Below are 22,379 nucleotides of genomic sequence, written 5' to 3'. Positions count from 1 at the left end.
ACAAATTTAAGTTTTAAAGAGAAGAATATGAAAAAATTCATATCAAATAAATGTTAGGGGTGGGCGTTTGAATAAATACAGCCGAATACTAAATAAAGAAGTGAGAATATACAAAGAATGGGTTTATAAGCATTATTCTGAGATGACTGAAGATACTGATAATGGAGAATTTCTAGGTCCTTCTTTTGATAGAATGAGAGAATCTGCAATCTCATTTGTAAAGAATGTAGAAGTAAAAGATGTTACCGAAACTGATTTAGAATCTATACTTTATTGTGTAGCCAGGGACAATGAATGCGAATATTTGACTGACTTTATTTCGTCATATAAAGAATGGTTTAAATATTTGATTGAAAGATGTATAGATTCAATTTATACAACTGCGAAGTGGCAGCTAGTAAAAAGATTGCCAGTTTATAAAGATGATAGTTCAGTTACTGATTGGGTATTCAAGTATATAAATGTAGATGATGAATATACACAGAGAATGTCTTTAAGTGCTTTAAGTGAGATAGATTATAAAAAAGCAGAACAGTATGCGATTGAATTTTGGGAAAGAGACAAATATAAGGGTGATACCTATGCTGAAGAGTATCAAAAAATAATGGCACTCAGTGTTCTTTATAAAATAAAATCAGATAAATTAAGCGAATATATTGAAGCGGCGAGACAATTAGACTTTGTTTATTTGAAAGAGAATGCAGATGAGATTGCAAATTCTGATTAATTTTCTAATTTTCTCACTAGGAGGTAGATTGAAAAGTAGCTAACTTAATGCAGCATTCAATCCGTGAACTCATCGAGGCGTAACAGGTGTATAAAGATTTTTCAAACGAATCTTTTAAACCAAGTATCCAAAAAATTCATTTGTTCTTCAGTATGAAACCAATGCTCTCCCTCATCAAAAACCGTTAAGTTCGCATGTATTTTATTCGCAAAATTCGTTATTGTTTCTAAAGAAGTCATATCGTCTTTTTTACCGTAAAGAATGCCGGTAGGAATGTTCCATGCTATAGGATTTTTTCTGACAAAAGAAAGATATTCCCACGATAAGGGTTCGCCGAACTGAATGTTGATGACTTTTTTTAGTCTAAGTTCTTCTTCGGATATCTTTGCCCGTTTCATCATGTGTAAAATGATATTTTCCATATCGACAATGGGAGAAACAAACAGTGCTTTTTTGATCGGTTTTTCCGATAAGGCCAACATAGAAAGGTAAGCCCCTATACTGTTTGCAATTAATAAGATTTCATTATATTTCGGAATAAGGGAATCAAAATAGTTTTGAAATTCCTCACATGCCTGCCAAGGTAATTCCGATTTATAATCAAACCCTAAAACCTCATAATCGTCATTAAAAAACTTTTTATAGTAAAGCGCTTCGTCGGCAGAACCGCCTTTTCCGTGTATATATACAACTGCATTTTTCATTCAAAGTACCTCCATTAATTAAAAATAGCTATAACCGTGATTATTACCAATATCATGTATTAAATCGTACATGTGAAATTTTTCTCCGCAATTGCGGACTCTATCAAGCTTCATTCCAAGATGTTGATATCTTAAACTCTTATCCTTATCGTCGGTGTCAAGAATAATAGGAACCTTTTTTTCATTAGCTAATTCATAGACAAAGTCCATCATTTTTCTCATGTATCCTTGATTTTGATATTCCTGACATACTACCAATACTTCTATTCTGATAAATTTTCGTTTAGCTTTACGCATTCGGGTCTCAATTGTATTGCCGTCCGAAAAGCACGCAGATATAAAAGCCTTCATTTTCTTCCATCCGCCAAGAGCTTTCTTTTCGGCAATTATCATTTTGATACCATCGATGAACCTGATTTTTCCAAGTCCGTTTCCTGCTAATATCAGATATCCTTCTCTGTTTGGGGATGTTGTGTAAAGTAAGCCGCTATTATATGCAGCTTGAACGATTGCATGTATGTATACAAACATATTTTCGCGATTTGATATGTATTTAAGTAAGCCCTTATCATCGCTATTATACTTATAATCATAAAATGCATCCGCTATCCGATGAGATATAGCTTCAATTTCGTTTTTTGACAGCTCATTTAGTTTTTGCATTTTTACGTCCTTTCTTTTTCTATAAAAGTAAATCTGATGTTCCATATGGTATTAAAGCAGGCTGCAATTACCTTACAGAACCGTTCCGGCAGCATTTTTACTTGTTCAATAATTGTTTCGTAGGATATTGGGGCTCATCCTTTCGTAATTATAATTTAGTTATTTTCTGTATTTTCTTTGTTCTCATGTTTAGTTATTCCAAGCTTCTTGGCAAATTCTCCTATTTTTTCATTTTTATCTATCTTTATTCTAATATTTTCTTTAAATGTCTCTTGGTCTGATTCATCTGCTTTTTGTATTGTTTTTTTAATAGTTTCCAAAAAATTTAACAAGATTTCTATATGTGAATCAATAACATCCGTAGGGAATACTGTACGCAAGGACTCTTTGTTTTCTTCAAGTTTTCCATATTTTAGTAAGAATGAACCTATAACCGAGAATATATCGGAGGTCATAGTTACTTCTCCGCGCGTAAAGATATCTCGTATATTTTTTGCACCTGTCTGTAATGGATGTTTATCATTTTCAGCTTTACTGATAAGGTACTTAATTTGTTCAGAGCAATTTGTAAAACCTGATTCTGACTTTATAAAATTTTTAATAACTTCTTCCAATGCTTCAACAGCATAATGCGGTAGCGTACTGTATTCGATTGTTTGATAAGCAAAGCCTTCAGTTTTGATTTCTTCAATCCATTGTTCTTTAGTAAGGTTCTTAAAGTACTCATCAAGTATATTCATACAATGTTGTGTCAACTTATTATTAATGTCTTCAGTACTTACAGCTTTAAAAAATTCAACGGGTATATTTGTTATATTAGATATAGTAATATCTTTGATTGCATACTCACTCCATCCATTTAAACGAGAAATCAATACTTCATGGGCAAGTCCTAGTTTTTTACTAATAACATCATACTTATTTAATATTTCTTCTATATCTGCAGTAGATATACCATAGTGGTTTTCAGTAAGTTTTTGTGCAACGTGTTTATAAAGTGGAAAATTCATTTCCGACAGATTAATAAGAATATCTCCATAAGTTGTGTAGTACTCAATTCTTTCCGAAATCTTTGCAGTGGTATTATCATCAGTGCTTTTAAAAATATTCTCAAAATAGCTTTGATATGAAAATTGATCAAATCGTGCAATTCTCATACAAATTAAGTCATAGTAAAAATCATTTTTAGTATCCCAACCAGTAAAGAGGGAGTATATATTGCTATCCGATAAGAGACCTTGTGGAACATGACGTTCCAATTCTTTTAATCGGGTGTATAATATTTCAATATATTCTTTATTGCTCTGATTACTTTTAATGCTATCAATTAGTTTTGATTTGTATTTTTTAAAGGTATAATTTTCTACAATATGCGGTATAAATGTAACTTCCTTTAGTTTTTCAATCTCCAGTTCAGATAAATATGTATCAAGTTCATTATTGTCACAGCTAATTCTATAACTATTGATTTTGGATTCAGCAAGATTAATAAAGGCGATGAACTGTTCAATACTTAGTTTTTTTGAAGTGAGATAAGAAAATACATCAATATTTTTTAATTCAGAAATTTTTTTAATATCACTATAATATTGCTTAGGATTAAAATTCTTATCATTTGCTAATGTGTCTACAATAGCTTTTAGATATTGTATAGGTGTTTCAATATGTTTAAGTAATATATACTGATAATTTTCAAGTTTTATTTCTGCTTTACCTCTTGCTTTATTGTAAAGAACTCTCCAAATATGTTTGACATACGGATTGTTCGTCTTATCATCAAAAATATCGCTAATAACTTCTACAGCATTACCGATGCTGGTAACGAGCGGTACGGCAGATTCTAATACATCAATAAAAAGGGAAGATTTACTGATTTCTTTAACGGTATTTATATCTTTATTATCAAGCGACTGCTTAAGTTTTTCCTTAAATATAACACTCTCTACTTGCTCTGGCGGTAGCTGGTAATACAACGCTGCAAGATATTTTGCTAAGTCACTATCATTTTTGTATAAGAATTCAATAGCACCTAAAAAGGTAGGCGAGAAGATCTCAATAATACCTTTTTCGGTTATACTTTGCTTACCGAATATGTATAACGCAATGTATTGATAAGGTATGGTATCTTTTACAATTTGTTTAATTGTTACTATTTCATTTATAAATGCAATAATTTTTCGAGGCGATTGTTCTATTGTGAGCATGTCATATATTTGCATGACATTTTCATAGTTATTTTGATCAATTATATCTCCAAATGCTTCATGCCACTGCATTCTAAAATAACCTTTCCAGTCCGACATAATAGGCGGCGATACTCTATAAACAACATCAAAGGTTTTATTGATAAAATCATCACCATAGCATATGTATTTATCTGCAGAAGTATTTTCTTTTTCTGTCTTAGGTATTTGTATATCTTCTTTCTTAAAAGCATTTCGTATATGCATTCTATCAAAAGGAACAATAACCCATATATGTTCGTATCTTTCTTCTGCGAAAAAACTATGAATAGATGACCAAAGTTCTTGCACCTTATCCGATGGAAGTCTATCCATATTATCAAAAATGATTATGAGATTATTGTTATCACATAATGTCTCGGATATATCTTTTATCCATTTTTTAAACTTTCGAGAATCGGGAATTGATTCCGATATGCTCTCGTACGATATTATATCATTTCTATCTTTCGTATAAAAAGAAAATAAAGCTGAAAAGGCTTCTTTAATAGAACGGGTCTTACATACTTTATAAATAAAAAAAAGGACAAGGAGCATTGCAAATACAATGTATGTATACGTTGTAATATTTTCTGTATTTACTTTGAGTACTTTTAATATTGAAGTTATTATAGGGGGGAATATTATCGTTAACAATGCAATCACCATTCCACCGCTAAACTTTGGAATGGTCTTGGACTCAACCACCTTTGTTTTAGATAATAATTCTGACAATCTTTTTTCCCAATTTTTTGGATGGTCAACTTTTTTATTTGTTTTATCTTTAACCAGAAACTCGGTTAGATTTTCTAAAATCGCACGTCTTTGAATATCTTCTTGATGTCCCCATGCATCATATAGAAAAAAATGATATTTTTCACTCTCTTGTTGATTAAGCTGCTTTTCTACTATCTTTAACAGGTTTGATTTACCGGAGCCCCAAGAGCCATCAAGACCTATCATGCGGCAATCAGGATTATTTTTTATAGTATCACAAATATTTGCTGCAATTGTTGTATGTGCTTTACCGGCAAATAAATCTTCTGCACAAGGCATATTCTTGATAAGTTTAGGATATACGTTTGTTTCTGCATTCGTGTTATCTTCCATAATTTTCCTACTTCCCCTCCACAACCTTCACCTCATCCTCAGTCAGCCCGTACAGCCCATAAACAACAGCATTTATCTGCTTATCCAAAACATCAACCCTTTGCTGCAAGAATTTTTTATCAGAATCGGAGATTGCACTGTTCAGCTGTTCCTGTGCAGTAGCATAGATTTTGCAAGTCGTGTAAGCATTTCTATGTGTTCTGTATTCAGTTCCGGTAAAGGGAAAGGTTCAAGATATTTTGTTTTAAATCGAAAAAAGCCTCCACGTAGTGAAGTACCTGTCTGTTGTAGAAAATACCATGTTACCTTTGAGTTCAATATAGCAAGATAAGCATAATATCTATCCTCATTGCTATCATTAAGAATTAAGCCATACGAAGTATCGTTGTAGTAATATTTACCTTCTGAATCAAAACACATTGAAGTTCCAAAGCAAATATCGGGTGTAAGTATTTTTTTACTGGACAATATATGAGTATTTCTTGCATTCCATAAAGCGTACCATATCGGATACTTCATAGAGGCAGTTCCCCGTTTTGAAAGACGTGCTTTTATTGATTTGAAATATTCATAGCATTTTGGAAAATTCGTTTTCATTTCATTTTCTGTATAGAAAATAGTTTTCCCATTCGCACTATGATAAGGATAAATAATATATTCCTTTTTATTCATAAAGTTATATCTATTAATAGTTTTACCCGTAAGAATAGGCGTGCAAACACTTTTCTCGATTTGAATATATGTTTCAGTTATAGAATTATAACCAGTAATATATTGCTCGTCTAATCTACAATCGGAGAGATAAAATGCTTTATTATCACCGCTTACAATTCCTTGAAATATACCATGAAAAACATCCTTAACGGTGAACTTTTGCAATCTCAGTTTATCGATAAGGGCATTATCAACTGAAGATGCTAACTGCCAAGGGGCGCTGTCTTTCAAAACATCCAACGATAAAATATCAAAATGTAATTTTTCAGCTATCTTTTCAGGTTCAGTCTTAATAAACCTAAATGTATCATTATTATGTGAAAGCTCAATAATACAGGTATACACAGAAGCGGCATTAAACACGAGATGCGATTCAAAGTGAACAATGCTTTTTAGAGCACGATTATCATAAATAAATTGTCTTATACCGGTTCCAAAATCACTATTGATAAATTTATGAGGAAGAATAAAAGACTGTATGCCCTCTTTATTCAACAAATTAAATCCTTTTTCCATGAAAAGAATGTAAAAATCAAATCGTCCCGTTGCTGCCTTATATTCCTTTTCGTAGAATTTTGCTTCTTCTTCATAATTTTCACGAAGTCCCTGTACTCTCAAATACGGCGGATTCCCAATCACGCAGTCAAAACCGCCGTGTGCAAAAATATCAGGGAACTGTACATCCCAGTCAAAGGCATTCACCTTGCGCTGCTCCTCTATACCGAAAAGCGTTAAATCTTTACCGGCGTAATAATCCGTTCCGATAAGGCTGTTTCCGCATTTAATATTGTGCGACATATCCGGTAAAATTTTTGCCTGTATGTCGCTCGTTCTGAACAGTGCAGCCTGTCCCGTTGCGGAAAGCGCCTTGCCCTCATTTTCCAAGAGCTTCAAAAAGAGCGAAAGCTTTGTTACCTCCACCGCCTGTGCGTCGATATCCACACCGTAGATATTGTTTAGTAAAATACGTTTTTTCTCTTCAATGCTCAGCTTATACCCTTGCGTTGCCGCATCTTTGTAGATAAGCCCCTTCTTCTCTGCCTGCGCACGCCGCGCTTCCGCATAATACCAATCCAAGTGCCAGTCCAGCAAATACTGATACGCCCCGACAAGAAAGCTCCCGGAACCGCAAGCGGGGTCTACAAAGCTCAAACTCTTTACTTCATCAGGCGTTTTGCCTGCAAGCTTTTTACCGATTGTGTTTTCAACGATGTATTTAACGATATAAGGCGGCGTATAATACACACCCCCAGCTTTTTGTACTTCCGGCTTTTCAAGAATTTCTATGCTGTGCCCGTTCTTCGTTTTGCGCGTAAAGCGGATAATCTTTCCCAAAAAGCGTTCATAAATGGAACCGAGTATTTCAACTGGCAGCACACTCAACTCATACTGACATTCAGGATAATAGAGCGCATTGATAATACTGATAAGCGTTTTATCCGCAACAGCAAGCCCGTCAAGCCATGTATCGGAAGCAAAAGGCCCCGCATTAAATTTAGCATTCGCACTTTCAAAAAGCTTCTGCACATTTTTATAAATATTCGTTTTTTGTGCCGCAATTTTTTTAAGCTGATTTCCTTCTTCGATTTCTTTATCTTCACAAATCCGCAAAAAGAGAATCCTATCGATAATTTTTTGCACGGCAGCCGTCAAATTGAATTCATCGATTCCTTCGTTATGCAGAGCAATATCTTCGGCAAGCACTGTACGCCATTTTTCGATCATATTCAAAATGTCATCGTCAACGGTTGCCGTTCCCCGCTTATCCTTATTGCCTTCGTGATAAGTATCGAAGGTGCCGAGGTCAACGGCATCCCAGCTGATTTTATTGTACAACTCTTCAAATTTTTCGGTGAGCTTATCGTAGGTTAGATACTCAATGCGGGCAGTTGAAGCAGTGTCTTTTTCGGACGGCTTAATCCGCGTGTCGTAAATTGCCAATTCCTGAAAGTCCGTAAGCACCGCAATCGGCATCTTCGATGTATACGCATACCTCCGCACCTGAAGTGCAGGTTCAGGATTTGTTTTAAGGTCAACGCTCGGCTGTTTTGCTTCCACATACATCTTCCGCTCGCCCCCGTAACAGAGCGTATAGTCGGGATGCTTTACCTGACCGTTCATCACTACGCGGTCTTCGGTAATGACCTCCTGCCGGTCATGCCGCGCACCCTTCTCGTTTTTGACATCCCACTTCAGGCATTCAAGCAGCGGATCGATAAACTTATTGCGCACTTCGCTTTCCACAAAATTCTTGGAAAGATAAAATACCTCATTTTCTTTAAAGTGATTTACCAGCTGCGTCACACGCTCCTTGCGTTCAGCCATCGTCATGTCTTTTGCCTTAATGGACACCTCGACTACTCCTATTATTTGTATATTTAGGGTATTATAGCACACTTATAAGGATTTAGTAAAGAAGAAAATTTAGAGACGAAAAAACTTATAGAAATAGGGAGCGGTTAAGAATTAATCCTTCCTAAAAATCCCCAGTGTTTCAATGTGGTGAGTTTGAGGATAAAAATCGAATAGAAAATGTTTTTCTAACTTGTAGCCGGATACAAGAAGGTTTGCCGTGTCGCGGGCGAAGGTTACGGGGTCGCAGGAGATATAAAAAATCTGACGGGACCCGCTTGAGCAAAACCAAGACAGGGCTTCCTTATCGATGCCGCTCCTCGGAGGGTCTACAAATACCGTATCGAATTTCAATTTTGATTCTTTTGTTTTTGCCCAATTTTTTCCGTCCAAGGCATGATAAAAAATTTTAGGGAAACCGTTTTCTTTTTTTTCTCTGACAATTCCGTTTGATGAGCTGTTTATCAAAAAATTTTCTTGGGCATAAGCGAGAGCGTGTTTATTATGTTCTACAAGGTGAATCTCTTTTGCCTGATCATAAGCAAAGAGAGAAAATGTTCCCACACCTGAATAAAAGTCCAAAACAGAATTTGAAATTTCTGCGTATTCAAAAATCGTGTTTATCAGTTTTTCGGTCATTTCCAAATTAGATTGAAAAAAGCCCAAGGGATTAAATTTAATCCTTTTTCCTGCAAGCCTTACCTCACAGTCTTTTGCATTATCTTGGGTAAAAATTTTTTCTCCGTCCGAAAAAATATGGATTCTCGAATTCGGAGTATATTCTTTTAAATTCGATTTTAAAAGATTTCTTATTGCAGGTACTGCAATAGGGCAATCCTTTATCTTTACCGAACCGTAACTTTTATTTTCTTTTAAAGAAAGAGAGCCGTCCTCGTCAATGTAAAACTGAAAGCGGGCTCTATAATCCCAGTCCGGGCCGCTTACAAAAATACTTTTTCCAAAAAGATTCTTTTCAAGAGCTTGCTTTTCAAAAACAGCTTTTTCCTTATATAAACCCAAGGCTCTATCAAGGGCTTCAAGGGCCATGCTTTTTCTTAAAAAATGCTGGTATTTGTCATCGGCTGTTTGGAGGTTACAGCCCCCGCAAACATAAAAGTGTGGGCACCTAGGTTCTACTCTGTGGGGAGAGTCTTCTAAAATTTTTTCGATTTTTCCTTCGGTATAATTTTTATGTTCTTTTACGATGGAAATTTCCAAAACCTCATCGGGAAGAGAATAGGGAACAAAAACGGTTTTGCCGTCTTTTAAGGAAGCTATACATGAAGCGCCGAAAACCATCTTTTTTGTTTTTACGATTTCTTTTTGCATAATTTTTATTTTCTAATTAGCCTGACTATCTTGCAGAGGCGGAAGGTCGGGATGGAGTGCCCGTAAATTTTCGTAAAACCTGTCTTCAATCTTTATACCGTTTTTTGAAGTTGTTCCGAGTTTTCTGTCCTTTCGGATTGAGCCGTGAAAATCGCTTCCGGCAGTTATGGGCATATCGAGGGATGCCGCCAGTTTTTCAAGCCTTTTACAATCATTGTATTTTGTCGAAGAATTCCAAGCTTCAAGCCCCACAAGGCCCTGTCTTTTAAAATCGGCTATAACATCGGGAAGGGAAGACCAAGACAAATACAGGGACATAGGATGAGCTAAAACGGGAATCCCTCCTGCAGATTTTACGGCAGAAATTGCCGCTGCAAGGTCTGCATTTTCTTTTTCTTCAAAAAAAGGCCTTCCCTTTGCAAAATACTTATCGAAGGCATCCTGATTTTTTTTGACCATTTTATGAGCTGCCATGTAGGCCGCAAAATGGGGGCGGCCCAAGCCCTGATCTCCGCCCGCAAAATCTCTTACCTTTTCATAAGAAATATCAAAGCCGGCTTTTTTTAATTTTTCGGCCATCCTTTGATTTCTGTTTATCCTTTCATCCTGCAGATCCTGTAAGAGCATGTTAAGCTCACGGGAATCTTTACGCAAATCAAGGCCCAGTAAATGGAGCTCTCCGGGGCTCCATTTAACGCTAATTTCGACACCGCGTATAAAAATTATACCCTGCCTTTTAGCTTCTGCAGCAGCTTCATCGAGTCCGCTTAAAATATCGTGATCGGTTAAGGCAAAGGCTGAAATGCCTGCCTCTTTAACGGCTGCGGCAAGTTCCGCAGGGGTAAAGGTGCCGTCCGATGCCGTTGAATGAGTGTGTAAGTCCACCATAGAAAAAGATTATATCAAAAAAAACAAAGAAGGGCTAGGTTTTTCTTAAAAAATATGTTAAAATATAAGAACGCAAGTTTTGTATTGGGAGGCCGTAATGCCTAAGGCTATTAATTACAAGGCAAATTCAGTAGTTTATTTCTCCGGCGATTTTGATGAACGTGTTTTCCTTTTAAATACGGGCAGCATAGCTCTTACATCTATAGATATTGAAACCGGAGAACAGGTTACCGACTATATAAAGACAGGAGAATTTTTTGGAGTAAAATCGGCATTGGGTAATTATCCTAGAGAGGAAAGCGCAATGGTTTTAACCGATTCCATAGTTTATTCTTTTACAAGCAAGGGATTTGAAGCCTTTGCACAGACGAATACCCGTATTATTTTACAGATGATAAAGGTGTTTTCCCGCCAGCTTAGAGCTATTCATAAACAGTTAGCCTCTCTTTTGGACAGTGAAGAAGAAACAAATCCTGAAGAGGGCCTTTTTAATGTTATGAATGCCTTTTATTCTTCCCAACATTATCAGGCGGCAGGGCAGGTAGGTTCAAGGTATAAAACTATTTACCCCAATGGAAAATACATCTCAGAAGTAGACCAAATTGTTAGAAGTACGGCAGAGGCTGCAGGCCGCTCTTTCGGAAATGCAGAAGGACATAATAATGAGGCTTCTTTTGTTCAGCCTGAAAAACCGGCACCGGTTGCCGACGGCACGGTCTATCTTGCATATAATAAGGCTGAAGATTTTTTGGAAAAGGGAGAGTTTGAGGCTGCCTATAATCAATATCATGCCGTAATCGAGGCAGGGGCAGGCGATGAAATTACCGACAAGGCATATATCGGTGCGGGAAAAGCTCTCCATGCCCAAAAAGAATATGTGCGCTGTCTACAGCTTTTAACGGGCTTTATTTCTCAGCATCCCAAGTCTTTAAAGATAGGAGATGCCCTTATGTATTTGGGTATGTGTTATATGAATATGGAAAGACCTGATAAGGCGATTGCCTTTTTTGATAAGGCTGCTCTCTTGTCAGGTGCCGATATAATCGGAAAAATTCGGGAACTTCAAAAAGAATGCAGCACTCGGCTGCAAGGAGCATAAACTATGTCGGATCTTTTTTCTTCATTTTCAAGATTTGCAAAAAGCTTTCCTAAAGGCTCTCTTATATTTGCAGAATTTGAACCCGGTTCATCATTCTATTTGATACAGTCGGGCCGTGTTCAGCTTATAAAGATTATCAACGGATTTGAAAAAAATCTTGACATCTTACAGCCCGGAGAAATCTTCGGTGAAATGGCTATTTTGGATAATTCGCCCCGTTCTGCTTCTGCTATAGCCTATGACGATGTGATGGCCCTCGAATTCAATAAAGAAAACTTTGAAATTTTGATGAAGGGAAATCCGGCCATTGCTATGCGGCTTTTAAAGACCTTTGTAAGGCGTATCTATGCCCAAAGACGCCGGTTTATGATTTTAACCATTGAAGACAGGCCTGCAAGAATAGCTGACGTTTTCTTGATGCTGGATGAAACCCAGCCCAGTCTTGACCGCACCACGGAAATGCGCTCCTTTGATACGACAATTGAAGAAGTTGCCCGCTGGGCAGGTCTTTCAAAAGAAGAAACAGAAGACAGTATGCGCAAATTTATAGATCAGGGAAGAATTTCCGTCTATGATGATAGAATTATCGTACAAAACATGACCGACTTAACGCGGTATGTAAATACTCGACGCTCAAAAGAGCAAAATCTATATGTATTATAAGGCAGGTTCCTTGTGAGCAATAAAAAAGATTATTATCTTCCTTTTATTATGACTGCAATAGTTATTATTGTAGATCAGATCAGCAAGTTACTGGTTGTACAATATATGGAGGCATATCAAGTTATTCCTATATTGGGTGATTTTTTAAATTTACGGCTGGTATATAATACCGGAGCCGCCTTTAGTCTCGGTGCCGGTTTTGACGGTATCGTCAGAAAAGCGCTTTTAGGTATTTTACCGGCCATGCTTTTATTCGGACTCATAGCAGTTCTATTAAAGTCCAAAGAATTAAGTAAAGCCCAGCGATGGTTTATATGCGGTATAATAGGCGGAGGCTTTGGAAACCTTATAGACCGTTTTTTTAGGCCTGAAGGTGTTGTGGATTTTATCGATGTAAAATTTTTCGGCATTTTGGGAATGGAAAGATGGCCGACCTTTAATGCAGCCGATTCTTTTATTGTTTGCTGCGTAATAGGGCTTGGAATAAACTTGATTTTACAGGGTATCAAGCAAAAAAAGCTTCAAGACAGCTAAACCGGAGCCTCTTATGTTTAAAAAAACTATCTTTTTCTCATTTTTAGCTTTTTACCTGCTTTTAGCTTTTTCATGTAAACCTGCAATAAAAGAATATTCCAATACTTGGCTGGTAATGGGAACGGTTTGCAGGGTACGCATTCTGACCGCAGAGCCTAAGAAAAAGGCGGAAGAGGTTTTGGAAAAGGTATATGCCGAATTGACAAAACTTGATTCAATCTTTAATGCAAACACCGATAAGGTTTCCGCAGAAAATAATAATCTAAAAGGGCTGACTACTGTAAACGAATCGGAACTTGAGCGCTTAAACAAAGAGGCCGGTATTTCTCCTATAGAAGTTTCGCCGGAATTATATGAACTTTTGCAAATCTCCCTTATGATGGCGGAGCTTACCGATGGAGCTTTTAATCCGGTTATAGGCCCCTTGGTAAAACTTTGGAATATAGGCTTTGAAAATGAGACCGTGCCGTCTCAAAAAGAAATCGATGAGATATTACCGCTTTTAGACTATAAAAACATAATCCTAAGTGAGGGGAACAAGGTCTTTTTACAAAAAGAAGGTATGAGATTGGACCTTGGCGGGATTGCAAAAGGCTATGCCGCCGATAAAATTGCAAAAATACTTTTAGAGCATGATATAAAAGATTTTCTAATAGATTTGGGTGGCAATATCCTAGCTTCAGGTAAAAATCCCTCAGGAAAAACTTGGAAGACAGCCCTAAGGAATCCCATAATAGGAAAACAAAATCCTGTTATAAGTATGGATCTTCAAGATGCTTCACTTGTAACATCAGGCAACTATGAAAGATTTATAAAAAAAGACGGAATACTTTATCATCATATCTTTGACTCAAAAACCGGCTATCCTGTACAAAACAGCTTAAATGCTTCTTCCATTGTAAGTGAAAGCTCTACCCTTGCCGATGCTCTTTCTACATCGAGCTATGTTTTAGGAGAAGAAAAAACAAGGGCTCTTTTACAAAGGTTAGTTAAAGTAGATTTTCCCCTTATCGGCAGGCCTAAAACACCCGTCTGCATTTTATTTTATAAGGATAATTCCATTTCTGTTTTTGGAAATGATGGGATTACTGTTGAAATTATCGATCGTAATTTTTTTATAAAAAAATAAATTAAATTTTGCTCAAAAAAAGAAAAGAACCCCCGAAAGGAGGATACGGGGGTTCTTTTGAAGTAGTATGTGTATCTTTTCTGTGTGTAAACATAATCTACCAAATTAAATAAAAATTGTCAAGTGTTTTTAAGAAAAAAATGTATTTTTATTACTTTTATTACTATTTTCTGCGGTTTATTCTAAAATCTCTATTTATTGCTAAAATCTACCCTATATTCTATATATTTTATCTTCTTTTTTTCGATAGCATCTTTTAAAGCTTTTTCAACAGGACTCAAAGCTGATGAGCCTGTTTTTATTTCTATAAAGCTTATATCGGTAATAGTCCCTTGGGAAGAACCGTTAAAGGCAATATAGTCTACAGGTTTACCTATAAAGCGTACTTCTGTGGGGTCTGCAGGAAAATCGGGGAAAAAAGGAGCTAGCTGCTCTGAAAGCTGTCCGTTTAATACCGCTCGGGATCGTTTTACGGCATCTTTTCTTGCTTCATTTAGCTTTTTTAGATTTAAACTCCTTTCCTTGTATTTTCCGATGGCCATACCGAGTAAAAAGAATATTAGAATTATAAATATCCCTAAAATAATCTTAATCAATCATTTCCTCCAAATATTCAGGTTCCTGAGGTTCTTCTATATTTTCTTCTTTTTCAAAATTGTCCTCTTCCGTTTTATCGCTGTTACAGTAAAAAGATAGTATATTACGGGAAAATGATGAAGTAAATTTTATCAATTCAGCCATTTTAAAAATATCGGCAAGCTGTTGAGGTATTTGTTTATCCGGTTTATCCGTTTCAATTTGAGGCCTTTGATATAGACCTTGTGTATCCTGCGCTATAAATTCATTAAATTCCTCCTTTAGAAGAAAATTTCTAATATATAAGAGTTCGGGGCGGTATTCAAAGTGCATATTATCCCAGAGAGTCCATTTACCGCCCCAAATAAACCCTTCGCTTTCAAAGGCTTCTATAACCGCCTTAGGAGGAGACCATCTTCTATAAGGCATAATCTTCATCCAGAAATCATTACGGACGGCTTCCCAAAACCAATAAATTTTTTTATTTCTATAGTTTGCCGGCAAAAGATCTATAGCCGAACCCCAGCTGTGATTGCTCAGCTTACCTGAATCTGCTATAACTCTCCAATTAAAACTCCAACATTGATTTAATTCTTTTAAGAATTTTTTTACCTCGGCATCCGTTTTTAGGACTTCGTATATTTTTTTTTGAACTCGTTTTAAAGGAGCGGCTGCACGGTTATGTACCCAAACATCATAGCCCAAAAATTTAAAGCGGGTCAGTTGTTGTATAATTTCCTTTCTGTTTCTTCCATTAAATAAAAGCATCGCAAATGTATAGTTTGGAGGGGGCATATTTTTTCTGTTTTTTATTAAGCCTTCAGGTTTTAACCGGTTTATGAGATATTCTGAAAAATCCTTCGGATTTTGTACTTCATCAGGATAAAAATAGGAAATTGCAGGTGCCCAGTTTTGCCAATTTTCTACATCCTTTTTTAATAAAAGTCTACCATGTGCCCAATATAAATTTTGGTTTCTGATATTTATAAACCAATCGTTTACCTCCGAATCAAAAGATATGTTTTTTACAAGATCAGGATATGAGGTCTGGATAGCTTTTAAACTAAGCCATGGATTATCAATGTCTATATCAAATATGTCAAGCCTATACTTATTTTGTCCCAAGGCCGGACTTAAATTAAAAATATAAAAAAGCAAGAAAACAAAAACCTTTTTTTTAAAAATTGTTTTCATTTTGGGCGGTGTAAACATTTATCTAAGTACGGAATCGACAAGAGCCTTAAAGTCTTTATTTTCAGGTTTAAGATTTTCAGTTTTTCGGATAATGAAGACGCCGTCTTCATTTATAATGGTTTCATCTTCATTTAAATCCAACAGAGGCAGCGGCTCTATATCGCCTACTACATCTAAATTTCCTATAATGGGGCTATCATCGTATTTTCCCCACATTGAACGTATCGGGCTGTAGTCTTCTTCTATATATTCAACTTTTTTAGCTTCGGCATCTTTAAGTTCTTCTATAGGCACATCAAGTTCGGAAAAATCCAAACCTGAAATTGTATATCCGAAATCCTCTAACCTAAGCATGGGATCATCCATATCTAAGTTTGAATCCGGGTTTTCTTCAAGGTCTAATTCTTCCATAGGAGCAAGATCTTCAGCCTCTGTAAGCTCTTCTTCAGGAGTGAGGTTTTTAGCCTCTGTAAGTTCTTCTATGGGTGAAAGTTCTTCTGCCTCTGTTATTTCTTCTATGGGAGCGAGCTCTTCTGGTTCTGTAAGCTCTTCTTCAGGAGTGAGGTTTTGAGCCTCTGTAAGTTCTTCTACGGGTGAAAGTTCTTCTGCCTCTGTTATTTCTTCTATGGGAGCAAGGTTTTCTGGTTCTGTAAGCTCTCCTTCAGGAGTGAGGTTTTGAGCCTCTGTAAGTTCTTCTACGGGTGAAAGTTCTTCTGCATCTGTTATTTCTTCTATGGGAGCGAGCTCTTCTGGTTGTTCTGTAAGCTCTTCTACAGGAGTTAGTTCTTCGGCTTCTGTAAGTTCTTCTATGGGAGTAAGGTCTTCTGGTTCTGTAAGCTCTTCTTCAGGAGTGAGGTTTTGAGCCTCTGTAAGTTCTTCTACCGGTGCAAGTTCTTGAGCCTCCGTAGCTTCTTCTATGGGAGCGAGATCTTCGGCCTCAGCAGCTTCTTCCATGGTTTGAGCGGCAAGGTTAGGCGAATCTTTATGTCCTTTCTTTAATGTTTCCATCAAAAGACTAAGAAGCTCTTCCATATTGACATTATGTGCAGATGTCCCGCTTAAAGTCTTTTCACTTAGTTTTGCTCCGGCTGTTTTAGTTATGATGTCAAATATTTCTTGCCAGTTTTTTTGCAAAAATTCATCTATTTCTTTTTCTTTTGTTCTAAGGAGCTTCTTTCCTATACCTCTCTTTATTTCCGTATTGACTTCATGGCGGTGATATTCAAGCTCTTGTTGAAGTTCCTGCCAGTTCTCCGTTTGTGAAGTTTTTAGATAATTTCTTAAAATAGATAAATGTAATTGTTGAATTTTATTTTGAGCAATAAATAGTTTATCCCTTTTTATATTGAGAAGTAAAAAGAAGATTAAAAATAAAGTTATAAATGCCGTAAATATTAAAAAATATTTTACGGCAGCCGGAAATAAAAATATATGCTTTTCAGCGAGCCTACCTACATAGCCCAAATTTGATTTTTGGGTAATAAGCACCCAGTTATCTTTACCTTCAAAGCTTATAGTCCTTATGTTTTGAGGCAAACGCTCCCAGTCATTTAAAATAATTTCCTGCAATTCAGGTAAGGTTATGTTTTGAGAGCCGGTTAAAAGACCGTTTATGGTATGGGCCTCGTCTGAAATCATCGTTAAACCGTCTCCTATAGAAATCAGTTTTTCTGCCATCAATTGATAGAAAAGGCTTGTTCCTTCAACATAGAATACTGCTGTTCCCCTATACACATCATAAATATCATAAAACGGAAAACAATATAAGAAAAAGTCATATACCGAATTCGATGTTATTTTTATATCTTCTCCATCGAGAACTGCTATGTGCTGATATGGAATTAATTTATTATTGTCATTATATTTTTTATAAGATATCATTGAAGTGCTTTTACTTAGGATATCTTCGGCAAAGGTACTAAAATGTATCTTTTGATACTGCGAATCTATAATACGGAAACCCATAAATCCGGGCAGGGTCGATATTAGGTTTGAAACTAATGTATTCCTCTGATCTATATCGGAACTTATTTGTTCTTGTAATGATACTCGTTTTACCCCGTCTTCTTTTAGTACTTTTTTAAATATCTCTGCATTTTCATTATGCCAACGTTCTGATGCAGCGGCTATTTCCAATAAGTTTTCATTAATAGATCTGATTACTGCCGGTTGGTAGATTTTAGTTTCTGTAAAAGAGTCATAGCCTGATGAAGTTAAAAAGAAAAAGCCTACAAATACAGCTAAAGAGATAATCAAACTTATAAGAACTTTTAAACTCGTACGCAATTTAAATCTCCAAATATTATTATATCATATTTACAAAAAATTTGTAACCACTTGTAAATAAGCCGGTTATTTAAAAATAAAGAACTCAATAGTTTATCGGCTTATTTTCGTAATTCTTTATAAATTTGAGTTTTTTCAATATAAAATTTATCTTCAGCCTTGAGTATATTTTTAAAAATATAACGCAGGAGGTCTGTCCCGGACTCGGATTCTCGCGGCCTACTTAACATCCTTTTGTTTTTATGGTATTATTGCTTTCACTTATGGAAAAAAATGACAATAAAATATCAAAAGAGGTCTTTTCAACGCTTTTATATCTTTCCCGATTATCTTTAGGAGAAGAAGAAAAGATCCGCTTATCAGGACAGGTAAACAGTTTGATCGGCTATTTTGAAATATTGGATAAATTTGCCGACAATAATTTAGATTCTTCAATGTATGAAAAGCATGATGAAAGGGCCTTACGCTCCTCTGAAGTAAAGGAAGGTCTTGAACAAAGAGATCTTAAAAAAATGACCTCAGAATACATGGATAACTATTTTAGGGTTCCCAAAGTCTTGGGATCCGGGGCTTAGGGGGCTTATTTTATGATAACCGACTTAACATTTACACAATTACGTGAAAAATTAAAGAATAAGGAGCTTTCTTCTCTCGAAATTATGAGGGCTTTTAAGGCTGAGTATGAAAAAGATCTAAAACATCCTCTTCCCTTAAACGGATTTATCGAATTTTTTGAAGATGCTGAGGAAAATGCTAAAAAAGCCGATGAACTCATTGCTCAAGGCTGCTCTTTTGATGATAAACCTCTTTTAGGTTTGCCGATTGCAGTAAAAGACAATATTTCTATGATAGGCAAATTATGTACATGCTGCAGCCGCTCATTGCAGGGTTATTATGCTCCTTATAATGCAACAGTTATTGAGCGCCTTTTAGCTGCCGGTGCTGTTTTAATGGGTAGAATAAATATGGATGAGCTGGCTATGGGATCTTCAACGGAATTTTCATGTTATGGGCCTTCGCGTAATCCTGTAGATCGGGCAAGGACTCCCGGAGGGAGCTCGGGCGGTTCAGCCGCTGTTGTTGCCGGAAATCAAGCTCCTTTTTCTTTGGGCACTGAAACAGGGGGCTCTGTACGCCTTCCTGCTTCCTATTGCGGTATTTACGGACTTAAACCTACATACGGCCTTTTAAGCCGGTACGGCGTTGCAGCTTTTAGTTCATCTTTAGATCAAGTAGGTCTTTTTGGAAAAGAAATAAATGATATAGCCCTAGGTCTTGCTGTAATGGCAGGAAAAGATAAAAAAGACGAAACCTCTGAAGATGCAGACTTATCGTCATTGCTAAAACTATCGTCTTACTCAAAAGAAGAATTTGCCTCGTTAAGGTTTGCAATACCGAAAGAATTTTTAAATACTAAAGGCCTTGATGCGGATGTAAAAAAGGTTTTTGATGATATTTGTCTTTGGATTGAGAAAAATGGTGCAAAGCTTGAAGAGGTTTCAATTCCTGTTTTGGAAGCTTCAATTCCTACCTATTATACTCTTGCTCTTTCTGAAGGTGCAAGTAATCTTTCCCGTATAGACGGTATAAGATTCGGGCTTAGAAAGGATGTAGGAAAAGGAAATGATGAGCTCTATATTCAGACTAGAAGTGAGGGCTTCGGGCCTGAGGTTAAAAGGCGAATCATAACAGGTAATTATGTACTTTCAAAGGAATTTTCAGGTGATTGTTATGAAAAAAGTTTAAATGTCCGTTCTAAGATAGAACAAGGAGTAAATGAAGTTTTGGAAAAATATGATTTTATCATTTGTCCGACAGCTCCGGCTCCGGCTTTTAAACTTAACGAAAAAATTGATGACCCCATAGCCATGTACCTTTCCGACCTTTTTACAACATTTGTAAATCTTGCTCGAGTTGCCTCCCTTTCAGTACCGGCAGGAAAGACCAAGGACGGACTTCCGGTTGGAATTCAGTTTTGCGGTAAAAGATTTTCGGAAGAGCGTATTTTAAAACTTGCAAAGACTTGGGAGGAACAAAATGCTTAAATACGGTAATTTAGAGTATGAAATAATAATCGGCTGTGAAATACATTGTCAGCTTTTAACTAAAACAAAGGCCTTTTGCTCGTGTGAAAATAGGTATGGAGGTATTCCGAATACGAGGGTATGTCCGTGCTGCCTAGGTCTTCCCGGAGCATTGCCTACTGTAAGCAAAGAGTATGTAGAATTCGGTATTCGGGCAGGACATGCTCTCGGCTGTAAGATAAATAATTTTTCTAAGTTTGATAGAAAGCATTATTTTTATCCTGACCTTGTAAAAGGTTATCAAATTACACAGTTTTTTAAGCCTCTTTGTGAAAACGGAATAGTTGAAATAAATCTTTCAGGACAAAATGAAGAACCTCGGTTTAAGAAGATAAGAATTGAACGCATTCATTTAGAGGAAGATGTAGGCAAAAGCCTCCACATAGAAGGTTCTCACAGCTATATAGATTTTAACCGCTCAGGAGTTCCTCTTATAGAGATAGTTTCAAAGCCGGATATGTCCGGTCCTGAAGAAGCTGCAAGGTATATGCAGACTATCCGTGAGATTTTAAGGTTTGTAGGCGTAACGGATGGAAATATGGAAGAAGGGGCTCTTCGCTGTGATGCAAATATCAACCTAAAAATCATAGACAATGGAACCGAATTTAGGACGCCGATTTCAGAAATAAAAAACATGAATTCCTTTAAGGCTGTAAAGGATGCCTGTGCTTATGAGGTATTACGGCAGTTGGAAGAATATAATAGCAAGGACCGCATAGCCTTTAAAGCCGGCTTTAAGCGTACTATGGGCTGGGACGAGCCTTCAGGTAAAACCTCTATTCAGAGGACAAAAACAATAGCTGAAGATTACCGCTTTATGCCTGAACCTGATTTAAGGGCTTTGGAATTAAGTGATGACTTTATAAAAGAGGTATGCGATTCTGTCGGTGAGCTGCCCGAAGCAAAGCGGCTCCGCTTTAAAAAAGATTACCATCTTTCGGAATTTGATGTTCAAACTCTTACTTCAGAAAGAGACTTAGCCGAATGGTTTGAGGAAGCTGCAAAAAAATCTTCTTCTCCTAAAAAATGTGCAAATTGGATTCTTGCAGAAGTTCTGGCTGTCTTAAATGAAACGAACTCTTGTCTTGCAGACTTAAAATTCGGACCTGAGTTAATAGCAGAGCTTGTAAATATTATCGAAGACGGAAAGATTACAAGTAAACAGGCAAAGGATGTTTTTGTGGAGATGATTGCTTCAGGTAAAAAGCCCGCGCTTATAATCTCTGAAAAAGGTATGGAACAGATAAGCGACACTTCCTCTATCGAAAAAATAGTGGAAAAGGTATTTGCCGAAAATACGGAAGCCGTTAAGGATTGGAAAAACGGAAAAACAAATGTTGCAGGCTGGCTCATGGGGCAGGTTATAAAAGAATCCGGGGGCAAGGCTAATCCCAAACAAGCCGCTGAGCTTGTAAATAAGAGACTTAGCCTTTAGTTCTGCGGGGAATCCTAAATGATATTCCTAGTACGGCATCAAAAATATTAAGAAAATAAATATTTCTTGTGTTAAAAAATAAATCGGGGATGATGATGAATTTATTGCTTACTGCAAAATAAAGCCCGCAGACTTCTGTAAAAAATTTTGACAGGCTAAATTGGGCAATAATTTGAGGCATAATCATCATAACGCCTCCAAAGCCTCCTGCAAGCGTCATTTCCAAATCGTTTTTTAAAGCAAAGGTGTAACCGGCTAAGAAACCGAAATTCCATAGAGTACCTGTAGGAGGTTCTATTTTCTTTTTTGTGTTATCATACAGGAAGGGAAAATTCATCTCATTTGTAATTAAAAGAGAGAATCCGGATTTAAATAAAAACTGTGTATCAAATTTTAAGCTGGGACCGAAAAAGACGGTATAATCGGCTTTATTTGAAGGGGAAAGATCTACACCTATGCCCATACCCCCTGCAGCAGCAAAGACAAAGCGGTCAAAACCCCATTTTTTTTCATTAAGACTCGTTTTTTCTTGAACGGAATATTCTTCCTTATACGGCTCTTCTTCTGAAAAAAGCAAAAAAGGCTTTATAAAATATATAATAAATATTAATATAAAATATTTTTTTCTTTTCATGTATTGGATTCTGCCATATTATATATATAAATTCAA

18 protein-coding genes are annotated in these 22,379 nt (G+C 36.4%); 8 read left to right on the top strand and 10 right to left on the bottom strand.

Annotation, left to right across the window (positions count from 1 at the left end):
- The first annotated feature begins 67 nt into the window (after positions 1-67).
- Positions 68-727: a hypothetical protein gene (locus tag E4N78_RS12710; protein WP_255810910.1), complete on the top strand. Its 660-nt coding sequence runs from the start codon at positions 68-70 to the stop codon at positions 725-727.
- 101 nt (positions 728-828) lie between these two features.
- Here E4N78_RS12710 and E4N78_RS12705 read toward each other — a convergent pair whose 3' ends face one another.
- The 6 genes from E4N78_RS12705 to E4N78_RS12680 all read right to left on the bottom strand — a co-directional run bounded on the left by E4N78_RS12705 (position 829) and on the right by E4N78_RS12680 (position 10,709).
- Positions 829-1,431 carry an alpha/beta hydrolase gene (locus tag E4N78_RS12705; protein WP_255810909.1) on the bottom strand — a complete coding sequence of 201 codons (603 nt, stop codon included), beginning with the start codon at positions 1,429-1,431 and terminating at the stop codon, positions 829-831.
- An 18-nt stretch (positions 1,432-1,449) separates the two neighbouring features.
- The gene (locus tag E4N78_RS12700; RefSeq protein ID WP_255810908.1) at positions 1,450-2,094 is read right to left on the bottom strand and encodes a GNAT family N-acetyltransferase; all 645 of its coding nucleotides are present in this window, start codon (positions 2,092-2,094) and stop codon (positions 1,450-1,452) included.
- Positions 2,095-2,249: 155 nt separating this feature from the next.
- Complete coding sequence (locus tag E4N78_RS12695; protein WP_255810907.1) at positions 2,250-5,426, bottom strand: P-loop NTPase fold protein; 3,177 nt, start codon at positions 5,424-5,426, stop codon at positions 2,250-2,252.
- 141 nt (positions 5,427-5,567) lie between these two features.
- Positions 5,568-8,492, bottom strand: coding sequence for an Eco57I restriction-modification methylase domain-containing protein (locus tag E4N78_RS12690; RefSeq protein WP_255810905.1), 2,925 nt, complete (start codon positions 8,490-8,492; stop codon positions 5,568-5,570).
- Positions 8,493-8,606: 114 nt separating this feature from the next.
- Positions 8,607-9,821 carry a class I SAM-dependent RNA methyltransferase gene (locus E4N78_RS12685; RefSeq protein ID WP_255810904.1) on the bottom strand — a complete coding sequence of 405 codons (1,215 nt, stop codon included), beginning with the start codon at positions 9,819-9,821 and terminating at the stop codon, positions 8,607-8,609.
- Positions 9,822-9,833: 12 nt separating this feature from the next.
- Positions 9,834-10,709 carry a PHP domain-containing protein gene (locus tag E4N78_RS12680; protein ID WP_255810903.1) on the bottom strand — a complete coding sequence of 292 codons (876 nt, stop codon included), beginning with the start codon at positions 10,707-10,709 and terminating at the stop codon, positions 9,834-9,836.
- A 97-nt stretch (positions 10,710-10,806) separates the two neighbouring features.
- Between E4N78_RS12680 and E4N78_RS12675 the strand changes: the two genes are divergently transcribed.
- From E4N78_RS12675 to E4N78_RS12660, 4 genes are read left to right on the top strand one after another with little or no spacing between them, the layout of a single operon-like run.
- Positions 10,807-11,808, top strand: a complete 1,002-nt coding sequence (locus E4N78_RS12675; RefSeq protein WP_255810902.1) for a cyclic nucleotide-binding domain-containing protein — start codon at positions 10,807-10,809, stop codon at positions 11,806-11,808.
- 3 nt (positions 11,809-11,811) lie between these two features.
- Complete coding sequence (locus E4N78_RS12670) at positions 11,812-12,471, top strand: Crp/Fnr family transcriptional regulator (RefSeq protein WP_255810901.1); 660 nt, start codon at positions 11,812-11,814, stop codon at positions 12,469-12,471.
- 12 nt (positions 12,472-12,483) lie between these two features.
- The gene (lspA, locus tag E4N78_RS12665; protein ID WP_255810900.1) at positions 12,484-13,005 is read left to right on the top strand and encodes a signal peptidase II; all 522 of its coding nucleotides are present in this window, start codon (positions 12,484-12,486) and stop codon (positions 13,003-13,005) included.
- A gap of 13 nt (positions 13,006-13,018) precedes the next feature.
- Positions 13,019-14,134 (top strand): FAD:protein FMN transferase, encoded by a 1,116-nt coding sequence (locus E4N78_RS12660; RefSeq protein ID WP_255810899.1) that lies wholly within the window; start codon positions 13,019-13,021, stop codon positions 14,132-14,134.
- A gap of 191 nt (positions 14,135-14,325) precedes the next feature.
- Here E4N78_RS12660 and E4N78_RS12655 read toward each other — a convergent pair whose 3' ends face one another.
- Genes E4N78_RS12655 through E4N78_RS12645 form a run of 3 tightly spaced genes read right to left on the bottom strand, consistent with a single transcriptional unit; the run spans position 14,326 to position 18,190 of the window.
- Entirely contained in the window at positions 14,326-14,730 is a 405-nt protein-coding gene (locus E4N78_RS12655) for a Holliday junction resolvase-like protein (protein ID WP_255810898.1), read from the bottom strand.
- Entirely contained in the window at positions 14,723-15,904 is a 1,182-nt protein-coding gene (locus E4N78_RS12650; protein ID WP_255810897.1) for a M15 family metallopeptidase, read from the bottom strand. The genes E4N78_RS12655 and E4N78_RS12650 overlap by 8 nt, the downstream gene beginning before the upstream one ends.
- A gap of 18 nt (positions 15,905-15,922) precedes the next feature.
- Positions 15,923-18,190, bottom strand: coding sequence for a hypothetical protein (locus tag E4N78_RS12645; RefSeq protein WP_255810896.1), 2,268 nt, complete (start codon positions 18,188-18,190; stop codon positions 15,923-15,925).
- A 263-nt stretch (positions 18,191-18,453) separates the two neighbouring features.
- Here E4N78_RS12645 and gatC point away from each other — a divergent pair, with 263 nt between their 5' ends.
- The 3 genes from gatC to gatB are packed head-to-tail and all read left to right on the top strand — an operon-like array spanning position 18,454 to position 21,709.
- Positions 18,454-18,765 carry an Asp-tRNA(Asn)/Glu-tRNA(Gln) amidotransferase subunit GatC gene (gene gatC / locus E4N78_RS12640; protein WP_255810895.1) on the top strand — a complete coding sequence of 104 codons (312 nt, stop codon included), beginning with the start codon at positions 18,454-18,456 and terminating at the stop codon, positions 18,763-18,765.
- A 12-nt stretch (positions 18,766-18,777) separates the two neighbouring features.
- A complete protein-coding gene (gene gatA, locus E4N78_RS12635) occupies positions 18,778-20,235 on the top strand; it encodes an Asp-tRNA(Asn)/Glu-tRNA(Gln) amidotransferase subunit GatA (RefSeq protein WP_255810894.1) in 1,458 nt (485 codons plus the stop codon).
- Complete coding sequence (gene gatB, locus E4N78_RS12630) at positions 20,228-21,709, top strand: Asp-tRNA(Asn)/Glu-tRNA(Gln) amidotransferase subunit GatB (RefSeq protein ID WP_255810892.1); 1,482 nt, start codon at positions 20,228-20,230, stop codon at positions 21,707-21,709. Before gatA ends, gatB begins: the two co-directional genes overlap by 8 nt.
- On the opposite strand, the gene E4N78_RS12625 is transcribed toward gatB, so the two are convergent.
- Positions 21,699-22,286, bottom strand: coding sequence for a DUF2715 domain-containing protein (locus E4N78_RS12625; protein WP_255810891.1), 588 nt, complete (start codon positions 22,284-22,286; stop codon positions 21,699-21,701). The genes gatB and E4N78_RS12625 overlap by 11 nt on opposite strands.
- Positions 22,287-22,379 lie beyond the last annotated feature (93 nt).

Source organism: Treponema denticola, assembly GCF_024400535.1.
Taxonomy (GTDB): Bacteria; Spirochaetota; Spirochaetia; order Treponematales; family Treponemataceae; genus Treponema_B; species Treponema_B denticola_C.
The sequence above is the reverse complement of the archived record's forward strand: the minus strand, read 5'-3'. Positions and strand labels throughout refer to the sequence as shown.